General features: G+C 59.6%; 19 protein-coding genes. 9 read left to right on the forward strand and 10 right to left on the reverse strand.

The features are described 5' to 3' along the window. Positions 1–170 precede the first annotated feature (170 nt). From pyk to gcl, 5 genes are all read right to left on the reverse strand, one after another. Positions 171–1,586 carry a pyruvate kinase gene (pyk, locus tag AB4O40_RS25595; RefSeq protein ID WP_056721650.1) on the reverse strand — a complete coding sequence of 472 codons (1,416 nt, stop codon included), beginning with the start codon at positions 1,584–1,586 and terminating at the stop codon, positions 171–173. Next, positions 1,576–2,856: a glycerate kinase type-2 family protein gene (locus tag AB4O40_RS25600; RefSeq protein ID WP_056721652.1), complete on the reverse strand. Its 1,281-nt coding sequence runs from the start codon at positions 2,854–2,856 to the stop codon at positions 1,576–1,578. Before AB4O40_RS25600 ends, pyk begins: the two co-directional genes overlap by 11 nt. A gap of 180 nt (positions 2,857–3,036) precedes the next feature. Further along, the gene (locus tag AB4O40_RS25605; protein ID WP_056721654.1) at positions 3,037–3,927 is read right to left on the reverse strand and encodes a 2-hydroxy-3-oxopropionate reductase; all 891 of its coding nucleotides are present in this window, start codon (positions 3,925–3,927) and stop codon (positions 3,037–3,039) included. A 131-nt stretch (positions 3,928–4,058) separates the two neighbouring features. Further along, entirely contained in the window at positions 4,059–4,841 is a 783-nt protein-coding gene (gene hyi, locus AB4O40_RS25610) for a hydroxypyruvate isomerase (RefSeq protein ID WP_460057443.1), read from the reverse strand. 137 nt (positions 4,842–4,978) lie between these two features. Continuing rightward, complete coding sequence (gcl, locus tag AB4O40_RS25615; protein WP_056721656.1) at positions 4,979–6,754, reverse strand: glyoxylate carboligase; 1,776 nt, start codon at positions 6,752–6,754, stop codon at positions 4,979–4,981. Positions 6,755–7,035: 281 nt separating this feature from the next. On the opposite strand from gcl, the gene AB4O40_RS25620 reads away from it, so the two are divergent. Next, the gene (locus AB4O40_RS25620) at positions 7,036–7,476 is read left to right on the forward strand and encodes a GlcG/HbpS family heme-binding protein (protein ID WP_056721658.1); all 441 of its coding nucleotides are present in this window, start codon (positions 7,036–7,038) and stop codon (positions 7,474–7,476) included. Between the two features lie 211 nt (positions 7,477–7,687). Next, positions 7,688–8,146, forward strand: a complete 459-nt coding sequence (locus AB4O40_RS25625) for an REP-associated tyrosine transposase (protein WP_082562889.1) — start codon at positions 7,688–7,690, stop codon at positions 8,144–8,146. Positions 8,147–8,272: 126 nt separating this feature from the next. Here AB4O40_RS25625 and AB4O40_RS25630 read toward each other — a convergent pair whose 3' ends face one another. After that, positions 8,273–8,881, reverse strand: coding sequence for a TetR/AcrR family transcriptional regulator (locus AB4O40_RS25630; protein WP_015096199.1), 609 nt, complete (start codon positions 8,879–8,881; stop codon positions 8,273–8,275). Between the two features lie 134 nt (positions 8,882–9,015). Here AB4O40_RS25630 and AB4O40_RS25635 point away from each other — a divergent pair, with 134 nt between their 5' ends. Further along, complete coding sequence (locus AB4O40_RS25635; RefSeq protein WP_056721659.1) at positions 9,016–9,930, forward strand: DUF808 domain-containing protein; 915 nt, start codon at positions 9,016–9,018, stop codon at positions 9,928–9,930. A gap of 156 nt (positions 9,931–10,086) precedes the next feature. On the opposite strand, the gene AB4O40_RS25640 is transcribed toward AB4O40_RS25635, so the two are convergent. Together AB4O40_RS25640 and AB4O40_RS25645 are read right to left on the reverse strand one after the other, a co-directional pair. Next, positions 10,087–10,875, reverse strand: a complete 789-nt coding sequence (locus AB4O40_RS25640; protein ID WP_056721662.1) for an MlaA family lipoprotein — start codon at positions 10,873–10,875, stop codon at positions 10,087–10,089. Continuing rightward, the gene (locus AB4O40_RS25645; RefSeq protein ID WP_056721664.1) at positions 10,868–12,166 is read right to left on the reverse strand and encodes a serine/threonine protein kinase; all 1,299 of its coding nucleotides are present in this window, start codon (positions 12,164–12,166) and stop codon (positions 10,868–10,870) included. The genes AB4O40_RS25640 and AB4O40_RS25645 overlap by 8 nt, the downstream gene beginning before the upstream one ends. A gap of 225 nt (positions 12,167–12,391) precedes the next feature. Here AB4O40_RS25645 and AB4O40_RS25650 point away from each other — a divergent pair, with 225 nt between their 5' ends. After that, entirely contained in the window at positions 12,392–12,760 is a 369-nt protein-coding gene (locus AB4O40_RS25650; RefSeq protein ID WP_056721666.1) for a hypothetical protein, read from the forward strand. A gap of 126 nt (positions 12,761–12,886) precedes the next feature. On the opposite strand, the gene AB4O40_RS25655 is transcribed toward AB4O40_RS25650, so the two are convergent. Continuing rightward, a complete protein-coding gene (locus AB4O40_RS25655) occupies positions 12,887–14,482 on the reverse strand; it encodes a glycoside hydrolase family 17 protein (RefSeq protein ID WP_056721668.1) in 1,596 nt (531 codons plus the stop codon). 293 nt (positions 14,483–14,775) lie between these two features. On the opposite strand from AB4O40_RS25655, the gene AB4O40_RS25660 reads away from it, so the two are divergent. The 3 genes from AB4O40_RS25660 to AB4O40_RS25670 all read left to right on the forward strand — a co-directional run bounded on the left by AB4O40_RS25660 (position 14,776) and on the right by AB4O40_RS25670 (position 17,822). After that, positions 14,776–15,627: a glycine betaine ABC transporter substrate-binding protein gene (locus AB4O40_RS25660; protein WP_056721670.1), complete on the forward strand. Its 852-nt coding sequence runs from the start codon at positions 14,776–14,778 to the stop codon at positions 15,625–15,627. A gap of 228 nt (positions 15,628–15,855) precedes the next feature. After that, positions 15,856–16,167: a DUF485 domain-containing protein gene (locus AB4O40_RS25665; protein WP_056721673.1), complete on the forward strand. Its 312-nt coding sequence runs from the start codon at positions 15,856–15,858 to the stop codon at positions 16,165–16,167. Next, a complete protein-coding gene (locus AB4O40_RS25670; RefSeq protein WP_056721675.1) occupies positions 16,164–17,822 on the forward strand; it encodes a cation acetate symporter in 1,659 nt (552 codons plus the stop codon). The genes AB4O40_RS25665 and AB4O40_RS25670 overlap by 4 nt, the downstream gene beginning before the upstream one ends. Before the next feature lie 904 nt (positions 17,823–18,726). Here AB4O40_RS25670 and gltA read toward each other — a convergent pair. Further along, on the reverse strand, positions 18,727–20,016 hold the full coding sequence (gene gltA, locus AB4O40_RS25675) for a citrate synthase (RefSeq protein ID WP_056721677.1): 1,290 nt from the start codon (positions 20,014–20,016) through the stop codon (positions 18,727–18,729). A gap of 364 nt (positions 20,017–20,380) precedes the next feature. Between gltA and sdhC the strand changes: the two genes are divergently transcribed. Both sdhC and sdhD read left to right on the forward strand, forming a co-directional pair. Next, positions 20,381–20,755, forward strand: coding sequence for a succinate dehydrogenase, cytochrome b556 subunit (gene sdhC, locus AB4O40_RS25680; RefSeq protein WP_032829628.1), 375 nt, complete (start codon positions 20,381–20,383; stop codon positions 20,753–20,755). Further along, positions 20,749–21,117: a succinate dehydrogenase, hydrophobic membrane anchor protein gene (sdhD, locus tag AB4O40_RS25685; RefSeq protein WP_056721678.1), complete on the forward strand. Its 369-nt coding sequence runs from the start codon at positions 20,749–20,751 to the stop codon at positions 21,115–21,117. The genes sdhC and sdhD overlap by 7 nt, the downstream gene beginning before the upstream one ends. The last annotated feature ends 3 nt before the right edge of the window (positions 21,118–21,120 follow it).

The following is a 21,120-nucleotide window of genomic DNA, read 5'->3' on the forward strand; positions in this document are numbered from 1 at the left end:
TTGCACAAACTCTGTGGCGAGGGAGCTTGCTCCCGCTGGGTCGCGAAGCGACCCCAACTCCGGTGAATGCGGTTTCTCTGTGGAACCCGTCATGCCGAAAGACGACTGCTACGCAGCCGAGCGGGACGATGCGGCGATCCGACAAGCTCCCTCGCCACAAAAAGCGTTCGTTAGATCAATGTCTCGATGCGCAAAGAGTTAGTCGACCCCGGCTGGCCAAACGGCACACCTGCGGTGATCAACAGCGTGTCGCCACGCTGCGCCATGCCCTGGGCCTGGGCAATTTCCAGTGCCGTCGAGCAGACTTCATCGACCTGACGCAGACGATCGTTGACCACCGAGTGCACACCCCACGCCACGCTCAGGCGACGGGCGGTCTGTAGGTTCGGTGTCAGGTTGAGGATCGGCACCGTCGGCCGCTCCCGCGCCGCACGCAGGCTCGATGCGCCGGACTCGCTGTAGTTCACCAGCACTGCCACCGGCAGCACGTTGCTGATACGGCGAATGGCGCAGCTGATCGCGTCGGAAACAGTCGCCTCGGCTTTCGGTCGGCTGACGTCGAGTTGAGTCTGGTAGTCCGGACCGTTTTCCACCTGGCGGATGATCTTGCTCATCATCTGCACGGCTTCGAGCGGGTATTCGCCGGACGCGGTTTCCGCCGACAGCATCACCGCGTCCGCCCCTTCGGCCACCGCGTTGGCGACATCGGTGACTTCGGCGCGGGTTGGCGCCGGTGAGAAGCGCATCGACTCCAGCATCTGGGTCGCCACCACCACCGGTTTGCCGAGTTGGCGGCAGGTGCTGATGATGTTCTTCTGGATCTGCGGCACGCTTTCGGCCGGCACTTCTACGCCCAGGTCACCCCGGGCGACCATGATCGCGTCGCTCAATTCGGCGATCTCGCGCAGTTGTTCGACGGCCGAGGGCTTCTCGATCTTGGCCATCAGGAACGCCTTGTCGCCGATCAGGGAGCGAGCTTCGCGGATGTCATCGGGACGTTGTACGAACGACAGCGCCACCCAGTCCACGCCCAGTTCCAGGCCGAAGGTCAAGTCGCGGCGATCCTTGGCGGTCAGCGGGCTCAGGTCGAGCACCGCTTGCGGTACGTTCACGCCTTTGCGGTCCGACAGTTCGCCGCCATTGAGCACTGTGGTGTCGATGGCGTCGGCGTACTTTGTCACGACCCGCAGACGCAGCTTGCCGTCGTCCAGCAGCAGGTCCATGCCCGGTTCCAGCGCGGCGATGATTTCCGGGTGGGGCAGGTTGACCCGGCGCTCATCGCCCGGCGTGGTATCGAGGTCCAGGCGCAAGGCCTGGCCGCGCACCAGTTGCACCTTGCCGTCGGCGAACTTGCCGACCCGCAGTTTCGGGCCTTGCAGGTCCATCAGGATGCCCAATGGATAATTGAGCTGGCGCTCGACTTCACGAATCCACTGGAAACGCTGGGCGTGGTCGGCATGATCGCCATGGCTGAAGTTCAGGCGGAAGATGTTGACCCCGGCCAGCACCAGTTCACGGATGGCGTCGATGCCGTCGGTGGCCGGGCCGAGCGTGGCGAGGATTTTGACCTTTTTATCAGGCGTCATGTTTAGTGCTCTCAAGGATCAGAATGGCGCGGAAGTCGTTGACGTTGGTACGGGTCGGTTCGGTGACGATCAGAGCGTCCAGCGCCTCGAAGTAGCCGTAGCCGTTGTTGTTGTCCAACTCGTCGCTGGCGCTCAGGCCCAGGGCGGCAGCACGGGCGTAACTGTCCGGGGTCATGATCGCGCCGGCGTTGTCTTCGGAGCCGTCGATACCGTCGGTGTCACCGGCCAGTGCATAGACGCCGGGCAGGCCCTTGAGGCTGTCGGTCAGGCTCAGCAGGAATTCGGCATTGCGCCCGCCACGGCCATTGCCGCGCACGGTCACGGTGGTTTCTCCGCCGGAAAGAATCACGCAGGGCGCCGCCAGCGGCTGGCCGTGCAGGACGATTTGTCGGGCGATGCCGGCGTGGACTTTCGCCACCTCGCGGGATTCGCCTTCGAGGTCGCCGAGGATCAGCGGGCTGAACCCGGCCTGACGGCATTTCACCGCCGCCGCTTCAAGGGATTGCTGCGGGCGGGCGATCAACTGGAAATGATTGCGGGCCAGGCTCGGGTCACCGGGTTTGACGGTTTCCGACTCGGGGCTTTGCAGCCAGGTGCGCACCGAAGCCGGAACCTCGATGGCGTAGCGCTTGAGAATGGCCAGCGCTTCGGCCGACGTGCTCGGGTCGGCTACGGTAGGGCCGGAGGCGATGACCGTTGCGAGGTCGCCCGGTACATCGGAAATCGCATAGGTATAAACAGTGGCAGGCCAGCAGGCTTTGCCCAGGCGACCGCCCTTGATCGCCGAGAGGTGCTTGCGCACGCAGTTCATCTCGCCGATGGAGGCGCCGGATTTGAGCAGGGCTTTGTTGATCGACTGCTTGTCGGCCAGGGTGATGCCTTCGGCCGGCAGTGCCAGCAGGGCAGAGCCACCACCGGAGAGCAGGAAGATCACGCGGTCGGATTCGTTCAGGTCGCTGACCAGTTCCAGCACACGCTTGGCCACGGCCAGGCCAGCGGCATCTGGTACCGGATGCGCGGCTTCGACCACTTCGATTTTTTCGCAAGGCGCGCCGTGACCGTAACGGGTCACCACCAGGCCGCAGACTTCACCCTGCCAGCAGCGCTCGACCACTTGGGCCATGGCGGCTGCGGCTTTGCCGGCGCCAATGACGATCACGCGACCGCTGCGGTCGGCAGGCAGATGGGCTTCGAGGACTTGTTGCGGATGCGCCGCGTCGATGGCTGTGGCAAACAGCTCGCGCAGCAATTGTTGCGGATCGACCGACATGGCGGGCTCCCGGAATTCTTGTTATTTGAAGGAACGCAGCCTGGGCAAGCTCTGGGTGGAACACCCTTGCAACTGGATGAACCTGTTCCTGTAGGAGCTGCCGCAGGCTGCGATCTTTTAGCGGGTAGTGCGGTGGAGAGTCGGGCCTGAGGATCAAAAGATCGCAGCCTTCGGCAGCTCCTACTTGTCGCGAATCGAGAAGTTCGCCATGTGTTCCAGACCCTTGATCAGCGCCGAGTGGTCCCAGTTGCTGCCGCCAATGGCCGCGCAGGTGCTGAACACTTGCTGGGTGTTGGCGGTGTTCGGCAGGTTGATGTTCAGCTCCTTGGCGCCTTGCAGGGCCAGGTTCAGGTCCTTCTGGTGCAGGCTGATGCGGAAGCCTGGATCGAAGGTGCCCTTGATCATGCGCTCGCCGTGCACTTCGAGGATCTTCGAGGACGCGAAACCGCCCATCAGTGCTTCACGCACCTTGGCTGGATCGGCACCGTTTTTCGAAGCGAACAGCAGGGCTTCAGCTACGGCCTGGATGTTCAGGGCCACGATGATCTGGTTGGCCACCTTGGCGGTTTGACCGTCGCCGTTGCCACCGACCAGGGTGATGTTCTTGCCCATCGCCTGGAACAACGGCAGGGCGCGTTCGAAGGCGTCGGCATCGCCGCCGACCATGATGCTCAGGGTCGCAGCCTTGGCGCCGACTTCACCACCGGACACCGGAGCGTCGAGATATTGCGCGCCTTTTTCGTTGATCTTGGCCGCGAACGCCTTGGTGGCGGTCGGCGAGATCGAGCTCATGTCGATCACGACTTTGCCTTTGCCCACGCCGGCAGCGATGCCGTCGGCACGGAACAGCACGTCATCGACCTGCGGGGTATCCGGCACCATGACGATGATGAATTCGGCTTCCTGGGCAACTTCTTTCGGGTTCGCCAGGGCAACGGCGCCAGCGGCGACCAGGTCGGCAGGCGCAGGGTCGTGGTGGGCCGACAGGAACAGGCTGTGACCGGCTTTTTGCAGGTTCGCCGCCATTGGGTGGCCCATGATGCCGGTGCCGATAAATCCGATTTTAGCCATGAGAAAGTCCTCTTGTTTTTATAAACAGCCGTAGGAGCTGCCGCAGGCTGCGATCTTTTGATTTTGCTTTTGAAGGTCAAGATCAAAAGATCGCAGCCTTCGGCAGCTCCTACAGTGATAAATGTGTTTGATCAGATCGCGTTATGGGTCTTCAACCAGCCCAGGCCCGCTTCAGTGGTGGTCAGCGGCTTGTATTCGCAACCGACCCAGCCCTGGTAACCGATGCGGTCCAGGTGTTCGAACAGGAAGCGGTAGTTGATTTCACCGGTGCCTGGTTCGTTGCGCCCCGGGTTGTCCGCGAGCTGCACGTGGTTGATCTCGCCCAGGTGCGATTGCAGGGTGCGGGCCAGATCGCCTTCCATGATTTGCATGTGATAGATGTCGTATTGCAGGAACAGGTTGGCGCTGCCGACCTGCTCGCGAATCGACAGGGCTTGCGCCGTGTTGTTCAGGTAGAAACCCGGGATGTCACGGGTGTTGATCGCTTCCATCACCAGCTTGATACCCGCCGCTTGCAGCTTGTCGGCCGCGTACTTGAGGTTGGCGACGAAGGTTTTCTCCACGGTGGCATCGTCAAAGCCCTGCGGACGAATACCGGCCAGGCAGTTGACCTGGGTGTTGCCCAGCACTTGCGTGTAAGCGATGGCCAGGTCGACACCGGCACGGAACTCTTCGACCCGGTCCGGCAGGCACGCGATACCGCGCTCGCCCTTGGCCCAGTCACCGGCCGGCAGGTTGAACAGCACTTGGGTCAGACCGTGTGCGTCGAGCTGGGCCTTGATTTCGGCGGAGCTGAAGTCGTACGGGAACAGGTATTCGACACCACTGAAGCCGGCCTTGGCGGCCGCTTCGAAACGGGCGAGAAAGTCCTGTTCGGTGAACAGCATGGACAGGTTGGCTGCGAAACGCGGCATGGTGGTCTCCTGTATGTGTTTGATGTCCTCTGTGGGCGCGGGCTTGCTCGCGAAGGCGGTGGTTCAGTCAACATTGATGTCGACTGACACTCCCTCTTCGCGGGCAAGCCCGCTCCCACAGGGGGAGCGGTCAGCAGTTAATCGAGCAACGAAATCGCAGTCGGTGCGTCGTCGCCGACCAGCGCCAGGTCTTCGAATTCGTTGACGGCGTTGATCTCGGTACCCATGGAAATGTTGGTCACGCGCTCCAGGATGATCTCGACGATCACCGGAACCTTGAACTCTTCGATCAGCTCCTGGGCCTTGCGCAGGGCAGGCTGGATCTGGGACGGTTCGAATACGCGCAGGGCCTTGCAGCCGAGGCCTTCGGCAACTGCGACGTGGTCGACACCGTAGCCGTTGAGTTCCGGCGCGTTCAGGTTGTCGAAGGACAGCTGCACGCAGTAGTCCATGTCGAAACCGCGCTGCGCCTGACGGATCAGGCCCAGGTACGAGTTGTTCACCACAACATGGATGTACGGCAGCTTGAACTGCGCGCCCACCGCCAATTCCTCGATCATGAACTGGAAGTCATAGTCCCCCGACAGGGCCACGACTTTACGGTTCGGATCGGCCTTGACCACGCCCAGCGCTGCCGGAATGGTCCAGCCCAACGGGCCTGCCTGGCCGCAGTTGATCCAGTGGCGCGGCTTGTAGACGTGCAGGAACTGCGCGCCGGCAATCTGCGACAGACCGATGGTGCTGACGTAGCAGGTGTCTTTGCCGAACACCTGGTTCATTTCTTCGTAGACGCGTTGCGGCTTGACCGGAACGTTGTCGAAGTGAGTCTTGCGCTGCAGGCTGGCTTTACGCTGCTGGCAGTCTTGCAGCCAGGCGCTGCGGTTCTTCAGCTTGCCGGCGGCTTGCCATTCGCGAGCGACTTCGATGAACACGGTCAGCGCGGCAGCGGCGTCGGAAACGATGCCCAGGTCCGGGGTGAACACGCGGCCGATCTGGGTCGGTTCGATATCAACGTGAATGAACTTGCGGCCTTCGGTGTAGACGTCGACGGAACCGGTGTGACGGTTGGCCCAACGGTTACCCACGCCCAGAACCACGTCGGATTTCAGCATGGTTGCGTTGCCGTAGCGGTGCGAGGTCTGCAGACCCACCATGCCCACCATCAGCGGGTGATCGTCCGGGATGGCGCCCCAGCCCATCAAGGTCGGGATAACCGGAATACCGGTCAGCTCGGCGAACTCCACCAGCAGGTCGGCGGCGTCGGCGTTGATGATACCGCCACCGGCCACCAGCAATGGACGCTCGGCCTGATCCAGCATCGCCAAGGCTTTTTCCACCTGAACGCGGGTAGCGCTCGGCTTGGCCAATGGCAGTGGCTGGTAGGCGTCGATGTCGAATTCGATTTCGGCCATCTGCACGTCGAACGGCAGGTCGATCAGCACTGGGCCAGGACGGCCGGAGCGCATTTCATAGAAAGCCTTCTGGAACGCATAAGGCACCTGGCCCGGTTCCATGACGGTGGTCGACCACTTGGTGACTGGCTTGACGATGGTGGTGATATCGACAGCCTGGAAGTCTTCCTTGTGCATACGGGCGCGGGGTGCCTGGCCGGTAATGCAGAGGATTGGAATCGAGTCGGCCGAGGCGCTGTAGAGCCCGGTGACCATGTCGGTGCCGGCAGGGCCGGAAGTACCGATGCACACGCCGATGTTGCCGGCCTTGGTGCGGGTGTAGCCCTCGGCCATGTGCGAGGCGCCTTCAACGTGGCGAGCGAGTACGTGATCGATGCCGCCGACCTTTTGCAGGGCGGAGTACAGCGGGTTGATGGCGGCACCCGGGATGCCAAAAGCGGTATCGACCCCTTCACGGCGCATCACCAGAACGGCGGCTTCGATTGCTCTCATTTTGCTCATGGTTTTGTGCCTCTTTACGTTTTGTAATTGTATACAAGTGGCTTTGCGCAGAGTGTATTCACGGCGGACGGCGCAGGTCAATCCATTTTCTCAAGCGCTTGTTTCATTCGTCGGAAGCCCGTTCTACTGTGGCTTTTCGTCGCATGTGGCGCCTTTCGAGAATTATTGTATACAAAAAAATAATTCATTGTGTTCTATTTGTTGCATCGGGCTGCGACGCAAGCGCGCGCACTTGTGCCGCAGCCCACCGACTTTCCGAAAAACAAAATGAGGACGGCACCATGAGCGCTTTAACCTTGAAAGTCGCAGTCAACCTGGTCAACGAGGCCATCACTGCAGGGCGTGCAATCGCTGCGGCACCCTTGACCATTGCGGTACTGGATGCCGGCGGGCATCTGATCGCCCTGCAACGCGAAGACGGCGCCAGCCTGCTGCGCCCGCACGTCGCCATCGGCAAGGCCTGGGGCGCCATCGCGCTGGGCAAGGGTTCGCGCCTGCTGGCGCTGGACGCCCAGCAACGCCCGGCGTTTATCGCCGCGTTGAACAGCCTGGGGCAGGGCAGCGTCGTGCCGGCACCGGGTGGTGTGCTGGTTCGCGATCAGGACGGGAACGTGCTGGGGGCGGTGGGGATCAGCGGCGATCTGTCGGATGTCGACGAGCAGTGCGCGATCAATGCCATCGAGGCGTTGGGGTTGGTGGCGGATGCGGGGGTGGCGGCTTGATCTTCGCTGACTGAACTACCGCTTTCGCGAGCAAGCCCGCTCCTACCATGATCGAAGGTGCTCACATATTTTATGTACACCATCAGACCCTGTGGGAGCGGGCTTGCCCGCGATGGCTATCGACAGGACACATCCAGCTAAAAGTCTGCACGACCATCCAGTATTTCCGGGGCTAGCCTTCTCATGACTTCATCATGAGAGTGGCAAAGGAATGTCCGATTCACCTGCTTCACATCGCCTGCGTACGGGTCGCTATGCCGAACCCAATCGAATCTATTTACTGACGACCAATACGCTTGGCCGTGAGCCGGTTTTTGCCGATTACGCTTTGGGCAGATTGGTGGTGCATCAGTTTCGGCAGGCACAAAGCCTGGGATTGGCAAATTCATTGGCTTGGGTTGTCATGCCTGACCATTTCCACTGGTTGGTGGAATTGGAGAAATGCTCACTCAGTAGTTTGATGCGGCAAACCAAGTCACTGACAACGCGGGAGGTGAACCTTTCCAGTGCCAGGCACGGGCCACTCTGGCAACAGGGATATCACGACCGAGCACTGAGGCGAGATGAGGATTTGGTGAAGATGGCGCGATATGTTGTGGCCAACCCGTTGCGGGCTGGGCTTGTAGAGCGTCTTGGCAACTATCCGTTGTGGGATGCGATTTGGGTCTGATCCACTCCCGAGTTGCCGCCATCGCGGGCAAGCCCGCTCCCACAGGGATATGTGTCGTTCACAGAATTTGAATTCAACACTGAAAATTGTTGGAGCGAGCCTGCTCGCGAATGGCCTTGATACGGTCTACCGCTCAGGCTCACATCCCTTCAACACCAACCGGATAATCGTCTGCGCCGCCGCTTCATAATCTTCTTCATCCAGCCGTGCCTTGCCGGTGATGGCGGTGATTTGCCAGTCGAAGTCGGCGTAGGTCTGGGTCGCGGCCCAGATGCTGAACATCAGGTGGTTGGGGTCGATGGGGGCGATTTGCCCGCGGTCGATCCAGGTCTGGATGCACTCGATGTTGTGTTTGGCCTGGCCATTGAGCTGTTCGACCAGATCGCTGCTCAGGTGGGGGGCGCCGTGCATGATTTCGCTGGCGAACACCTTGGAGGCGAATGGCAGGTCACGAGAGATGCGGATCTTCGAGCGAATGTAGCCGCTGAGCACTTCACCGGGCTCGCCGTCCGGATTGAATGGTGTCGAGGCCTGCAGGATGGGCTCGATGATGCTTTCCAGAACCTCACGGTAGAGGTTTTCCTTGGACTTGAAGTAGTAATAGACGTTGGGCTTGGGCAATCCCGCCTTGGCTGCGATGTCGCTGGTTTTGGTCGCAGCGAAGCCTTTGTCGGCGAATTCCTCACTGGCGGCACGCAGGATCAGTTGTTTGTTGCGCTCGCGGATAGTGCTCATAAACCGGGTGATTCCTTGCCTGTTCTGGCGGTTGCGCATGGTATCACCGGCCTCGCGCGGCGCTCAAGAATGCACCGTAGGCTCTTATGTCGCGCTATGCTGCTGCGCATTCATTGCAGAAGGAAACCCGATTCATGGCAGGAAGCAGTTTGCTGGTGCTGATTGACGACATCGCGACCGTGCTGGACGACGTGTCTTTGATGACCCAAATGGCCGCCAAGAAAACGGCCGGTGTACTCGGTGACGATCTGGCACTCAATGCCCAGCAAGTCAGTGGCGTGCGTGCCGAGCGGGAAATCCCGGTGGTCTGGGCGGTCGCCAAGGGGTCGTTCATCAATAAACTGATCCTGGTGCCATCGGCGCTGGCCATCAGTGCGTTCATTCCGTGGCTGGTCACACCGCTGTTGATGGTCGGTGGCGCCTATCTGTGCTTCGAAGGTTTCGAAAAACTTGCCCACAAGTTCCTGCACAGCAAGGCTGAAGATGTCGCCGAGCATGCGCAGTTGGTCGAGGCGGTGGCCGATCCTGCCATCGACCTGGTGGCGTTCGAGAAGGACAAGATCAAAGGCGCGATCCGCACCGATTTCATTCTTTCGGCGGAAATCATCGCCATCACCCTCGGCACCGTGGCCGGCGCGCCATTGACCCAGCAAATCATCGTGCTGTCGGGCATTGCCATTGTCATGACTGTCGGCGTGTACGGATTGGTGGCGGGTATCGTCAAGCTTGACGACCTCGGCCTGTGGTTGACTCAGAAACCCGGACAGGTGGCGAAAAGCATCGGCGGCGGGATTTTGCGTGCGGCACCGTACATGATGAAGAGCCTGTCGGTGATCGGCACGGCGGCGATGTTTCTGGTGGGCGGCGGGATCCTCACGCACGGTGTGCCGGTGGTGCATCACTGGATCGAAAGTGTCGGTGCGGCGGCGGGTGGCGGCGGATTTATCGTGCCGGTGTTGCTCAATGGCGTGGCGGGGATTGTCGCAGGGGCGGTGGTGTTGGTTGGCGTGATGGCCGTCAGCAGGATCTGGAAAGCCCTGAAAGGCTGAAGACAGCACATAACAAATGTGGGAGCGGCGGTGCGGCGATCCGACTTGCTCGCGAAGAGGTCGTGTCAGTCACCAAATAGGTTGTCTGACACACCGCTTTCGTCGGAACGCCGCCCGGAGCAAGCCCGCTCCCACAGTGTTTTTCGGCTGCCTTGTTTACTCGGCGATCTGCAACTTGCGCGCTTCGGTGTACACGTAACGCACTTTATCGTACTCGAATGGCGAGTTCATCTGGCCATAGCGGAAGCTGGTCTGGTGGCGCTTGTCGATGCCGCGCAGGATCCAGACTTCCGGATGATTGGAGCTGACTTCGGCGACGTTGAGGAAGTTGATCGCATTCTCGGCCGAGTAATCCACCAGCAGGCCGCCGGTATCACGCAGGTTCGACGGACCGAGGATCGGCAGGACGAAATAAGCGCCGCCCGGCACGCCGTAGAAGCCTAAAGTCTGGCCGAAGTCTTCGCTCTGGCGGGGCAGGCCCATTGCGGTGGCCGGGTCCCACAGGCCGGCGATGCCGATGGTGGTGTTGAGCAGCAGTCTCCCGGTAATTTCCAGCGAACGCTGGCCCTTGAGTTGCAGCAGGCTGTTCATCAGGTTCGGCACGTCGCCGAGGTTGTTGAAGAAGTTGCTGACGCCGGTACGCAGGAAGCTCGGGGTGACGTAGCGGTAACCATTGACCACCGGCAGGAACACCCATTGGTCGAAGCGGTAGTTGAAGTGATAGACGCGCCGATTCCACTCTTCCAACGGATCGTAGACGGCCAGCGCGTTGAGCGTCGAACGTTCGAACTCGCGCTGATCCAGGCCCGGGTTGAATTTGAGTTTGCTCAGCGGCTCCTTGAAGCCGTCGCTGTCGACGACCAGGGGGGCGTTGGCTTTGCTGTTGTCGGCATTGGCGACGCTTGCACAGAGTAACGCTGCGAAAAGCAGGAGATATTTAGCCACGGAAAAACTCCAGCATGGCGTCGCTGTTGACGCGGTAGTTAATGTTGCCGCAGTGGCCGCCATACGGGTAAACGGTCAGGCGATCACCGAAAGTCTTGCGCAGGAAGCCCAGGTCGCCAGGGCCGAGGATCACGTCATCGGCGTTGTGCATCACTGCGATTTTCGGGCTTTCGTGCAGATAGTCCTTCAGCGCATACAGGCTCACCTGGTCAATCAGTTGCAGCAGGCTGCCGCCGTCGGTGCGGGCGCGCCACATCGGGATCACCTGTTCGGTGATGTAGCAGTCGAAGTCGCATTGCAGCGCTCGCTTGAGGAATGGCGTGAGGCTGGTGCCCTCGGTGATCGGGAACTTGGGTGGGGTGATCAGGCCGCGACGGTTGACCAGGTCCGAAGTGAAGGCAATGTCGGCCGCCGAAAAGCGGAACGAGGTGCCGATCAGCATGGCCATCTGCTCATTGGACAGGTGCTGCTTGGACTGCTGGAAGTCGTAGAGCAGGGCGTCATTGAGGTCGATGTAGCCCTTCTGCTGGAAGTAGCGGGTCAGCTTGTCCAGTACCAGTTCATAGAACGTGGTGCTGGTGTTGATGCCCTTGACCTCGGTCTGGACCAGCTTGTCGAGGTTGGTGATCGAGGTGTAGAGGTTGACCGGCGGGTTGAGCAGCAGGACTTTCTTGAAGTTGAAGCTGCGGCGGGTTTCGTCCAGGTGCGCGACGAAAGCGGCATCCAGGGCACCCAGGCTGTACCCGGTCAGGTAGTAATCGGTAACCGGCATTTTCGGGTTCTGTGCCCGCACGGCCTGCATCACCCGGTACAGATCTTCGGCGTCTTCCTTGGAAACGCCCGGGGTGGCGAAGCGTGATGCCGCGCTCATGAAGTCATAGCTGGTGGGCGACGACAACTGAACCACGTGGTAGCCGGCTTTGTAATAGAGCTTCTTCAGGTATTCGTTCAGGGTGCTGTCATAGCGCGCGCCGGTGCCGGCGATCAGGAAAATCAGCGGCGCGGCGTGATCCTGCGTGGCAATGCGGTAGTCGAGTTTCTTGACCGCCCAGAAATTGTCCGGCAACTCGAATGCCCGTTCCGGACGCAAGGTAACGCTGCGCACTTCCTGATCGATATCGTCGTCCAGGGGTAACTCCGGACGCAGGTCCGGCGGCGTGGTCGCGATGGTCGCCTCGAACGGGTTGGTCAGGGGGTAGCCGTAACTGGCGGCGTCAATGTCGACCGCCAGTGCGGACGCACTCAATATAAGGCCGCCAAACAGGGCAGCGAAGCGCAAGGAACGGAGCATGACTAAATCCCTTAGAAGAAGGTGCCGAATGAATTTCGCAGGCTATGACCACCGGATTTGCGCCAAAGTGCCAAGCCTCGGCACCAAACAGGCTTAATTTCGAAGTAATAGTAGCTGGACGATACACTTTGCAGCGATTGAATGACCAGTTATCAGTTGTTATCGCTTGCGAAACCCTTGGGGGCGATTAAGCTGGCCGCCGTTTTTCGCCAATTGGAGTGTTTCATGTCCCGCCGCCTGCCCGTTATTCTGCTGCTAGTTTTGCTGCCTGTCTGGCTGGCCGCCAGTTATGGCGCGCGTTATGGCTTCATGGAGGATGCGCAGTGGGTCGGCATTTGCGTGGATGAAGCGAGTCGTTGGGAATGCCAGGTGCGTTCAAACCTGGGGCTGATGATTCACTTCGGGGTGCTGGGGTGGGGCGCCTTGGCTGCTGCGATCGTCGGCTTCGTTGTGCCGGGGCGGGCAGGGTGGTGGCTGGCGGTGCTGGCGCTGGTGTTCGGGTTGCCGGCACTGGCGTTGTACAACACGACGCTGGCGGTGTTTGCGGTGGTGATTGCGGGGTTGCGGTTGGTCAGGGCTTCTCGTAGCGCCTGATAGTCCGTCATCGCGAGCAAGCTCGCTCCCACAGTAGATCTTCAGTGAACACAAAATTTGTGTGCGACAAAGATCAATTGTGGGAGCGAGCTTGCTCGCGATGAGGTCAGTCAGGTCGCTAAAGAGTTAAACCTTGCGAACCCGCAAACAGCGCCACAACGCCGCCACCATCAACACACTCACCAGCGCCCAGCCCCAGGCCTGCTGGTTCTGCAAGCCTTCGCGGAACAGCTGCGGCGCAATGCAGGCACCGATGATGAAGGTCAGCAACGCAATTTCGCGGCGCGGCACGTTCACCGGGCGGCACAGATATACCAACGCCGGCACGATGAACGCGACGCTCGGGAAGCTGCGATAACGGGGGTCGAGCACCAGTTCCAGCATCATCACGGCTGCCGCGAAACCTGTTGTTGCAACCAGCCAGCCAGCACGACGCTCGAACAAGTCGAAAGCCCGCCCGCGCCATCCGCTGCGAGGGCTCAATGCCAGCGCGGCATGGGCCAGCACCAGCAGATTCAGAGCGGTCAGCAATCCGACCCATAGCCATTCACTGGTAAAGCGCGTGGTCACCCGTGCCAGGTCACCCCAGGCGCCGATCGAACACGCCGCCAAGGCACCAAGCAGCGGCAGCACCAGTGCCGAGCGGGTCGTGCGGACCCGACCACCAAGCAGCAACGTGCCGATGAAGATCAAGCCACCCACCGCCAGCCACTGCGTCCAGTACGGGACGTTTGTCACTGGCCCGGCCAGCACGCCCTTGTCCTGGCGATCGGCATCGAATAGCCCCCAGTAACCGCCGACCGCACCTTCACTGGCGCGTTTCCAGGGCTGGTCGAAGGCTTCGATCAGGTTGTAATGCCAACCCTGTTGCTCGGCCATGGCAACAAAACCGCGAATGAATTTTGCTTCGTTGACGCGGCTCGGCAGGGCCGTTTCGCGCTGGCGACCTTCGCTAGGCCAGCCAGTTTCGCCGATCAGCACATCCTTGGGCGCGAACTTGTTGCCGAATACCTGGCGTATGTCGGCCACATGTTGCAGGGCAGCGTCGATGTTCGACGGATCGTCTTCCCAGTACGGCAGCAAGTGAATGGTCAGGAAGTCCACGGCGGGGGCGATTTCCGGATGCTTGAGCCAGAACTCCCAGACGTCGGCGTAGGTGACCGGCTGTTTGACCTGGCTCTTGACCTTGTTGATCAGCTTCGCCAGTTGCGCGCCGGTGACTTCCTTGCGCAGCAGGGTTTCGTTACCGACGATTACCGCACTGACCACATCCGGGTTGGCGTTGGCCGAGGCGATCAGCAGGTCGACTTCTTTCTCGGTGTCCACCGGGTTGCTGTTGACCCAGGCGCCGATCATCAGCTTCAAGCCATGCTTGCGTGCCAGGTCCGGCAGGGCTTCCAGGCCGGTCATGGAATAGGTGCGGATGCATTCGAAGCTTTTGGACAGTAGCGCGAGGTCGGCATCCATGCGCTCGGGGCGCAAGTTGAATGGCACGTCGAACGGCGATTGATCCTTGTCGAACGGGGTGTAGGAGGCGCATTGCAGCTTGTGCGTCGCGCTGGCCACGTCCGGCAAAATTACCGGTTTGCCGAGGCCGTACCAGAAGCCGCCCAGGGCAAACAGCCCGAGCAGGCAAGCGAATAGATAAGCAGCAAAAGGGAAGCGGGAGGTCTCGGACATGGTCAGGCCGTGTGGGAACAAAGCGGCGCATGTTACCTGCATTTAAAGCGTGTCTGGTGGGCCTGCATGATTTTGACATGCAAAGTCCGGGCGGATTGGCGGGGGGGGGGGGGCTGTCGCGCAGAGGGTTAATGGCTTTCTGATGTCGTTTCTCGATGCCTTGAGGTCGCTGGCAGAGCAGGTCGCCATGAGCGTCAGGTTGATTATCGCAAGTGTCAGTACTCCGCTGATGTTCGAACGAGTTTGCGGTGGGCGTGATGGGGGCGCTGTGCACCATAACAATACGTTTAAGCGACTCGGCAACCGTCGAGCGCAGCACTTTCGGGGAAGTAACGATGAAGATGCGACGACTCTTGGGCGCAGGTGCGGCTTTGGTGCTGGCGATCAGTTCGACCGTGGCAAGCGCCGCTGGCAAGGACGTGACGCTTGGTTATGTCGATGGCTGGTCGGACAGTGTCGCCACGACCAACGTGGCGGCTGAAGTGATCAGGCAGAAACTCGGTTATGACGTGAAGCTGCAAGCCGTCGCTACCGGGATCATGTGGCAGGGCGTGGCCACCGGAAAACTCGACGCCATGTTGTCGGCCTGGCTGCCGGTGACCCACGGTGAGTACTGGGCGAAGAACAAGGATCAGGTCGTCGACTACGGCCCGAACTTCAAGGACGCGAAAATCGGCCTGATCGTGCCGGAGTACGTCAAGGCCAAGTCCATTGAGGACCTCAAGACCGACGACACCTTCAAGAACCGCATCGTCGGCATCGACGCCGGTTCAGGCGTGATGCTCAAGACCGACCAGGCGATCAAGGACTACGACCTGACCGGCTATCAACTCAAGGCCAGTTCCGGCGCCGGCATGATCGCCGAGCTGACCCGTGCCGAGAAGAAGAACGAATCCATCGCAGTGACCGGTTGGGTGCCGCACTGGATGTTTGCCAAGTGGAAACTGCGCTTCCTCGAAGACCCGAAAGGCGTGTACGGCGCGGCTGAAACCGTGAACAGCATCGGCAGCAAGGGCCTGGAAGCCAAGGCGCCGGAAGTGGCCAAGTTCCTGAAGAACTTCCAGTGGGCCTCCAAGGACGAAATCGGTCAGGTCATGCTGGCGATTCAGGACGGTGCCAAGCCTGAAGCCGCGGCGAAGGATTGGATCGCCAAGCACCCTGAGCGTGTGGCTGACTGGGTCAAGTAACAGTCGCCTCGCTTTTACCCGTGGGAGCGGGCTTGCTCGCGAATGCTGTCTGTCAGTTGACTGACATGACGCCTTCGCGAGCAAGCCCGCTCCCACATTTATTTTGTTCATGCTTGAAATTGGCGAATCCGTCATGGGGTTCTAAGACTAAGGTCGTCTGGAACCTGCCCCGCAGCCGCATAGAGTGGAGACCGTTCCAACTAAATCTGTGCTGCGAGGATAAAAACAATGAACGACAGCATTTACCTCTCGATTCAAAACAGCCCGCGCTTCAAGGAGCTGGTTAGCAAGAGGGAACGATTCGCCTGGATCCTTTCGGCGATCATGCTAGGGCTTTACTCCGGATTCATCCTTTTGATTGCTTATGGGCCGCATGTACTGGGGGCGAAAATCAGCCCTGAGTCATCGATCACCTGGGGCATTCCGATCGGTGTCGGTCTGATTCTCTCGGCCTTCATCCTGACCGGTATCTACGTACGGCGCGCCAACGGCGAGTTCGACGACCTGAACAATGCGATTCTCAAGGAGGCTCAGCAATGATCCGGCGTCTAATGGCTCTGTTGAGCATCGCAGCGTTCGCACCTGGCGCTTGGGCCGCTGATGCCCTGACCGGCGCGGTGCAGAAACAACCCCTTAACGTGTCCGCGATTCTGATGTTCATCGCATTCGTTGGCGCGACCCTGTGCATCACCTATTGGGCGTCCAAGAAAAACAAGTCGGCTTCCGACTACTACGCGGCGGGCGGCAAGATCACCGGTTTCCAGAACGGCCTGGCGATTGCCGGTGACTACATGTCGGCGGCGTCCTTCCTGGGTATTTCCGCGCTGGTGTTCACTTCCGGCTACGACGGCCTGATCTACTCGATCGGGTTCCTGGTGGGCTGGCCGATCATCCTGTTCCTGATCGCTGAGCGCCTGCGTAACCTGGGTAAATACACCTTTGCCGACGTGGCGTCCTATCGCCTTGGGCAAACCCAGATCCGCTCGCTGTCCGCTTGCGGTTCGCTGGTGGTGGTTGCGTTCTACCTGATCGCGCAAATGGTCGGCGCCGGCAAGCTGATCCAGCTGCTGTTCGGTCTCGATTATCACGTTGCGGTGATCCTGGTTGGTATCCTGATGTGCATGTACGTGCTGTTCGGCGGCATGCTGGCGACCACCTGGGTGCAGATCATCAAGGCAGTTTTGCTGCTGTCCGGCGCCTCCTTCATGGCGCTGATGGTGATGAAGCACGTCAACTTCGACTTCAACATGCTGTTCTCCGAGGCAATCAAGGTTCACCCGAAAGCTGAAGCGATCATGAGCCCGGGCGGCCTTGTGAAAGATCCGATCTCGGCGTTCTCCCTCGGTCTGGCGCTGATGTTCGGTACTGCTGGTCTGCCACACATCCTGATGCGCTTCTTCACCGTGAGTGACGCAAAAGAAGCTCGCAAGAGCGTGTTGTACGCAACCGGCTTCATTGGCTACTTCTACATCCTGACCTTCATCATCGGCTTCGGCGCGATCCTGCTGGTCAGTACCAACCCTGCCTTCAAAGACGCTGCTGGCGCCTTGCTGGGTGGTAACAACATGGCGGCGGTGCACCTGGCCAACGCGGTGGGTGGCAGCATTTTCCTGGGCTTCATCTCGGCGGTGGCGTTCGCGACCATTCTGGCAGTGGTTGCCGGTCTGACCCTGGCCGGTGCTTCGGCGGTGTCCCACGACCTGTATGCCAGCGTGATCAAGAAGGGCAAGGCCAACGAGAAGGACGAGATTCGCGTTTCGAAAATCACCACCATCGCCTTGGCGGTGCTGGCCATTGGTCTGGGTATCCTGTTCGAGAGCCAGAACATTGCGTTCATGGTGGGCCTGGCGTTCTCCATCGCGGCGAGCTGCAACTTCCCGGTGCTGCTGCTTTCCATGTACTGGAAAAAGCTGACCACTCGCGGTGCGATGATCGGCGGCTGGATGGGCCTGATCAGTGCCGTGGGCCTGATGGTGCTTGGTCCGACCATCTGGGTGCAGATCCTGCATCACGAGAAGGCCATCTTCCCGTATGAGTACCCGGCGCTGTTCTCGATGATGATTGCCTTTGTCGGGATCTGGTTCTTCTCGGTTACCGACAAGTCCACTGCGGCTGACAATGAGCGGGCGCTGTTCTTCCCGCAGTTTGTTCGTTCGCAGACTGGCCTGGGTGCAAGTGGTGCTGTTTCGCACTAAGGCATTAAAGCTTTATATATAAATTGCACTAACGCGTAATGCCCCGGTCGAGAGATCGGGGTTTTTTTTATTGGGCGGTAATCGACCCGAATTTCGTGGATGTACCCGATTTACTGTGGGAGCGGGCTTGCTCGCGAAGGCTTTGTGTCAGGCGGAGTGCTTTTTGATGGTGTACATATCCATTCCTTCGGTAGCGGCGACTTATGGTTTCGCCCTTACGGCGAGTCACTTTTTTTACAAGCGCCTAAAAAAAGTAACCAAAAAAACGCTCGCCCCGAACGTACGGCCCCTCGCTAAGGCTCGGGGTTCCTTCGCTGCGGTATTCATCCGGGGGCATTACCCTCCGGTCGGCTTCGCTTCGACCTACATGCAATGAGTTCGACTGCGTCGAACGGCGCTGCGCGCCAATCCCCGGATGAACACCTCCACTCAGCCTGCCGAGGGGGCGGGTGGATCAAGATCAAAAGCTGCAGGCGAGCTAACGCTCGGCCTGTTGAGTGGTGAAGCGCAGAGGGTGTACGCCGCTTTTGCTTTTGCTTTTGCTTTTGCTTTTGCTTTTGATCTTCTTGCCCCCTCGAGAGGCCGAGTGGAGGTTCTGCGCAGTGGGCAACCCGGCATGGATGCCGGGTTAGCCGCCGCCGGCCATGGATGGCCGATGGCGGCGGGCCCACGGAGCAGGACCGGAGCGAGGGAATGCCGAGCCTTGGCGAGGCACCGAACGTAAGGGGCAAGAGCCCTTTGGTTACTTTGGGGCTTTTCCAAAGTAACCCGCTGTAAAAGCGGAACCGTAAGTCGCCGCTACCTAAATAACGGAAATGTACACAATTAAAAGAGGCAAACAAAAACGGCCCCTATATAAATAGAGGCCGTCTCCGGTACAACTCAACACGCTACAGCATGAATCTTACTTGCGGTCTTCCAGCTTGGTGATATCACGCGACTCGTAGCCGGTGTACAACTGGCGCGGACGGCCGATCTTGTACGGGCTGGAGAGCATTTCCTTCCAGTGGGAGATCCAGCCGACGGTCCGCGCCAGGGCGAAGATCACGGTGAACATGCTGGTTGGAATGCCGATCGCCTTGAGGATGATCCCCGAGTAGAAGTCGACGTTCGGGTACAGCGAGCGCTCGATGAAGTACGGGTCGGTCAGGGCGATCTCTTCCAGGCGCATGGCCAGTTCGAGTTGCGGATCGTTCTGGATGCCCAGTTCCTTCAACACTTCGTCGCAGGTCTGCTTCATTACCGTGGCGCGCGGGTCGCGGTTTTTGTAAACGCGGTGACCGAAGCCCATCAGTTTGAACGGATCGTTCTTGTCCTTGGCCTTGGCGATGTACTTGTCGATGTTCGAGACATCGCCAATTTCATCGAGCATGGTCAGAACGGCTTCGTTCGCACCGCCATGGGCAGGGCCCCACAGTGCGGCGATACCGGCGGCGATACAGGCGAACGGGTTGGCACCCGAAGAGCCGGCCAGGCGCACGGTGGAAGTCGATGCGTTCTGCTCGTGGTCGGCGTGGAGGATGAAGATCCGGTCCATGGCCTTGGCGAGTACCGGGCTGATCGGTTTGATCTCGCACGGGGTGTTGAACATCATGTGCAGGAAGTTTTCCGCGTACGACAGGTCGTTGCGCGGGTACATCATGGGTTGGCCCATGGAGTACTTGTAAACCATCGCTGCCAGGGTCGGCATCTTGGCAACCAGGCGGATCGCGGAGATTTCGCGATGCTGCGGGTTATTGATGTCCAGGGAGTCGTGGTAGAACGCCGAGAGGGCGCCGACTACGCCGCACATGACGGCCATTGGGTGGGCGTCGCGACGGAAGCCGTTGAAGAAGGTCTTCAGCTGCTCGTGAACCATGGTGTGGTTCTTCACGGTGCTGACGAACTGGGCCTTCTGTTCTGCGGTCGGCAGTTCGCCGTTGAGCAGCAGATAGCAGGTTTCCAGGTAGTCCGACTTTTCAGCCAGCTGTTCGATCGGGTAGCCGCGGTGCAGCAGAATGCCGTTGTCGCCGTCGATATAGGTGATCTTCGACTCGCACGAGGCGGTCGACATGAAGCCTGGGTCAAAGGTGAAACGGCCCGTGGCCGTCAGGCCCCGAACATCGATAACATCGGGACCAACGGTGCCGGTTAAAATGGGCAGCTCGACGGGGGCTGCGCCCTCGATGATCAACTGCGCTTTTTTGTCAGCCATGTGGCCTCCTATTTATGCTTGAAATCATCAGACAGACCCCCCACGCAGGGCCCGCACCACTATAGTGAGATAAATTCGAATGTCAATTTGCCTAAAGTCTTGCTCCAGAAGGCTTTAACCGGACTTTTTTCTCGAAATTGGCTGCCATTTACGCCTTTTATGCCGGTTGCGCAATCAGCTGTTTGGGTTAGGTGTTTGCGTTGTCATTAGTAGCCTAACTGTCTATACTCGGCCACCGACCGCCAAGGGCTTTTGGGCTTGCTTTCATTGGGGGTCGCATCCCTGGGTGGTGGTTACCTGACCAGTGCACTCCCCAACAACTTTGCCCTGATTGTTAGGGGCTCTTCAGTGTGAAAAAAAAGCCGTGAAAAGCCAACGACCTGTAAACCTAGACCTAAGGACCATCAAACTCCCAGTCACTGCTTACACGTCCATCCTTCACCGAATTTCCGGTGTCATCCTCTTCGTGTGCCTTGCCATCATGCTTTACGCATTGGACAAGTCGCTGAGTTCCGAGGAAGGCTTCGGTCAGGTGAAAGCGTGTCTGACCAGTCCGCTAGCCAAGCTAGTGACATGGGGCATCCTGTCCGCTCTGCTTTATCACCTGGTAGCCGGTGTGCGCCATTTGATCATGGACATGGGCATCGGTGAGACGCTGGAAGGCGGCAAGCTGGGCTCGAAAATCGTTATCGCCGTTTCCGTGGTGGTAATCGTTCTGGCAGGAGTTTGGATATGGTAACTAACGTCACGAACCTGTCGCGTTCGGGCCTCTATGACTGGATGGCGCAACGTGTGTCTGCGGTCGTTCTCGCGGCTTACTTCATCTTCCTGATCGGATACATCGTGGCCAACCCTGGCCTCGATTACGCCCAGTGGCATGAACTGTTCGCCCACAACGGAATGCGTATCTTCAGCCTCCTGGCCCTCGTTGCCCTCGGCGCTCACGCCTGGGTCGGCATGTGGACCATCGCGACCGACTACCTGACGCCAATGGCGTTCGGCAAGTCCGCGACGGCTATACGTTTCCTTTTCCAGGCAGTCTGCGGCGTTGCGATGTTCGCTTACTTCGTCTGGGGCGTGCAGATTCTCTGGGGTATCTGAGTC

The organism is Pseudomonas sp. S2_F07 (genome assembly GCF_054668325.1).

What these genes read in the sequence shown, in the direction of transcription:
- pyk (WP_056721650.1), bottom strand. Translation starts at nt 1,586, where the DNA reads ATGACGCCTGATAAAAAGGTCAAAATCCTCGCCACGCTCGGCCCGGCC.
- AB4O40_RS25600 (WP_056721652.1), bottom strand. Translation starts at nt 2,856, where the DNA reads ATGTCGGTCGATCCGCAACAATTGCTGCGCGAGCTGTTTGCCACAGCC.
- AB4O40_RS25605 (WP_056721654.1), bottom strand. Translation starts at nt 3,927, where the DNA reads ATGGCTAAAATCGGATTTATCGGCACCGGCATCATGGGCCACCCAATG.
- hyi (WP_460057443.1), bottom strand. Translation starts at nt 4,841, where the DNA reads ATGCCGCGTTTCGCAGCCAACCTGTCCATGCTGTTCACCGAACAGGAC.
- gcl (WP_056721656.1), bottom strand. Translation starts at nt 6,754, where the DNA reads ATGAGCAAAATGAGAGCAATCGAAGCCGCCGTTCTGGTGATGCGCCGT.
- AB4O40_RS25620 (WP_056721658.1), top strand. Translation starts at nt 7,036, where the DNA reads ATGAGCGCTTTAACCTTGAAAGTCGCAGTCAACCTGGTCAACGAGGCC.
- AB4O40_RS25625 (WP_082562889.1), top strand. Translation starts at nt 7,688, where the DNA reads ATGTCCGATTCACCTGCTTCACATCGCCTGCGTACGGGTCGCTATGCC.
- AB4O40_RS25630 (WP_015096199.1), bottom strand. Translation starts at nt 8,881, where the DNA reads ATGAGCACTATCCGCGAGCGCAACAAACAACTGATCCTGCGTGCCGCC.
- AB4O40_RS25635 (WP_056721659.1), top strand. Translation starts at nt 9,016, where the DNA reads ATGGCAGGAAGCAGTTTGCTGGTGCTGATTGACGACATCGCGACCGTG.
- AB4O40_RS25645 (WP_056721664.1), bottom strand. Translation starts at nt 12,166, where the DNA reads ATGCTCCGTTCCTTGCGCTTCGCTGCCCTGTTTGGCGGCCTTATATTG.
- AB4O40_RS25650 (WP_056721666.1), top strand. Translation starts at nt 12,392, where the DNA reads ATGTCCCGCCGCCTGCCCGTTATTCTGCTGCTAGTTTTGCTGCCTGTC.
- AB4O40_RS25655 (WP_056721668.1), bottom strand. Translation starts at nt 14,482, where the DNA reads ATGCAGGTAACATGCGCCGCTTTGTTCCCACACGGCCTGACCATGTCC.
- AB4O40_RS25660 (WP_056721670.1), top strand. Translation starts at nt 14,776, where the DNA reads ATGAAGATGCGACGACTCTTGGGCGCAGGTGCGGCTTTGGTGCTGGCG.
- AB4O40_RS25665 (WP_056721673.1), top strand. Translation starts at nt 15,856, where the DNA reads ATGAACGACAGCATTTACCTCTCGATTCAAAACAGCCCGCGCTTCAAG.
- AB4O40_RS25670 (WP_056721675.1), top strand. Translation starts at nt 16,164, where the DNA reads ATGATCCGGCGTCTAATGGCTCTGTTGAGCATCGCAGCGTTCGCACCT.
- gltA (WP_056721677.1), bottom strand. Translation starts at nt 20,016, where the DNA reads ATGGCTGACAAAAAAGCGCAGTTGATCATCGAGGGCGCAGCCCCCGTC.
- sdhD (WP_056721678.1), top strand. Translation starts at nt 20,749, where the DNA reads ATGGTAACTAACGTCACGAACCTGTCGCGTTCGGGCCTCTATGACTGG.